At 76.2% G+C, this 2150-nt stretch carries 2 protein-coding genes; both read left to right on the forward strand.

Annotated features, from left to right (window positions below):
* The first annotated feature begins 96 nt into the window (after positions 1 to 96).
* Positions 97 to 1068, forward strand: a complete 972-nt coding sequence (gene fabD, locus ACFWM7_RS35055) for an ACP S-malonyltransferase (protein WP_383268773.1) — start codon at positions 97 to 99, stop codon at positions 1066 to 1068.
* Positions 1065 to 2042, forward strand: a complete 978-nt coding sequence (locus tag ACFWM7_RS35060; RefSeq protein ID WP_383268776.1) for an acyltransferase domain-containing protein — start codon at positions 1065 to 1067, stop codon at positions 2040 to 2042. Before fabD ends, ACFWM7_RS35060 begins: the two co-directional genes overlap by 4 nt.
* Positions 2043 to 2150 lie beyond the last annotated feature (108 nt).

Raw genomic sequence — 2150 nt, forward strand, 5'->3', positions numbered from 1 at the left:
GGGGCGCGCGCCGCACGCGGGTCGGGGGTGTGCCCGAGGGGGGGGCTCAGGGTGACCTGAGCGCCGCGGTCCGCAGAAGGGAAGGTGGTATCGCACATGAGCATGACAGCCTTCGTGTTTCCGGGGCAGGGTTCGCAACGCGTCGGCATGGGCCGCGCCCTGGTCGAGCGCCGCCCCGCGTTCCTCGCGTCCCACTACCGGGTCGCCGACGAGGTCCTGGGGATGGAGCTGACGAAGATGTGCTGGGAGGGGCCGGCCGAGGACCTGCGCGCCATGCCGGTGACGCAGCCGGCCGTCTTCCTGACCAGCGTCGTGGCCCTCGAAGTGCTCCGGAGCCACGGGGTCGAGCCCGACGCCGTGGCCGGGCACAGCCTGGGCGAGTTCGCCGCGATGGTCGCGGCGGGCGTGCTCGACTGGCGGGACGGTCTGCGTCTGGTCCGGCTGCGCGGGGAGTTGATGGAATCGGTCAACCGCACCGTCCCGGGCAGCATGGGAGCCGTCATCGGTCTGGCCCTGACCGAGGTGGAGGGCCTCTGCGCCCGGGCGGCCGCCGCCACCGGCGGGGTGGTCGAGATCGCCAACCAGAACGACCACCGGCAGATCGTGGTGTCCGGTCACCGGGAAGCGGTGGCCCGGCTGCTCGAACTCGCCGAACAGGCGGGCGCACGGCGGGCGTTGACGCTGGAGGTGGGAGGCGCGGCGCACTGCAGCCTGCTCTCCGGCATCGAGGCCGAGTTCGGCCGGGCGCTGGCCGCGCTGCCCCTGCGCGACCCGGTGATCCCGGTGTACTCCGCGGTCACCGCCGCACCCGTGCAGACCGCCCGGGAGGCCGCGGACTGTCTGCGACGGCAGTTCACGGCCCGGGTGCTGTGGGCCGACACCGCGGAGGCCCTGGCGAAGGCGGGCGTCGACCGGTTCGTGGAGGTCGGCCCCGGCAAGACGCTGAGCACGCTGTGCGGGCGGCTGTGCCCGGACGCCCGGTCCTACCGGACCTCCGACGCCGATCACCTGGACCGCACGCTCGCGGCCTTCCCGGCGTCGGACGCGCTGAAGGCGGAGCCGGCGTGAGCGGGCGGCCCGTCGTCCTGATGCTGCCGGGGCAGGGCTTCCAGCACGCCGGGATGGCCGTCGAGCTGTACAAACGGGAGCCGGTCTTCACCGCCGTGGCCGACGAGTTCCTCGACGCCCTCGGGCGGTGGGGGACCGTCGTCCGTGAGGACTGGCTGTCCGGTGCGGACGGCGTCCGGGCCGACCGGGGCACGACCGCGCAGCCCCTGCTCTTCCTGATCGGATACGGCATCGGCCGGGTGCTGGCCGACCGGGGGATCCGGCCCGCCGCGCTGGTCGGCCACAGCGTGGGGGAGCTGGCCGCCGCCACCCTCGCCGGGGTGTTCGACCCGCCGGCGGCCGCCCGGATCCTCGCGGGCCGCTGCGCCGCGCTCGCCGACGCCCCGCCCGGCGGCATGCTGGCAGTCGCCGGCGCCCCGGAAGAGGTGCTCGACCGCCTCCGGGACACGCCCCTGGGGCAGGACGTGGTGCTGGGCGCCCACAACGGACCGCGCCAGACGATCCTCGCGGGCCCGGAGCCCCGGCTCTCCGAGGCCCAACAGGTGCTGGCCGACGCCGGGGTGACCGTACGCCGGGTGCGGGCGCTCGAACCGTGGCACGCACCGGCGATGGGCCCGGCCTCCCGCTCCTTCGGCGAGGCCGTCGCGGCGGAGCCGCTGCGCCGGCCGGGCATCCCGGTGGTGTCGACCCGCACCGGGCGCCACGTCACGGAGGCGGAGGCCCTCCGGCCGGAGTTCTGGGCCGGGCAGATGGCCGCGCCGGTGCTGTTCTGGCCGGCTCTGCGCACCCTGCTCGACGGGGAGGGCCGGGTGGTGGTGGACTGCGGCCCCGCCGGGGCGCTCGCGACGCTGGCGCGCCGGCACCCGTCGGTCGCCGAACGGCGCAGCACGGTGGTCCCGTTGCTCGCGCCCCCGGGGCGCGACGCCTGGGAGGGCTGGACGCAGGGGCTGGCCCGGCTGGAGGCGGCCGTCTGACCGTGACACGGGAGGGGCGGGGGGGGGGGCCGGGGCCCCCCCCCCCCCCCCCCTGAACCCAACCACCCCTTCCTACAAAAGAGGGCTCGGAGCCCGAGGCTTGCGGCT

It is taken from the genome of Streptomyces sp. NPDC058375 (assembly GCF_042723425.1).
Classification (GTDB): Bacteria; Actinomycetota; Actinomycetes; order Streptomycetales; family Streptomycetaceae; genus Streptomyces; species Streptomyces durocortorensis.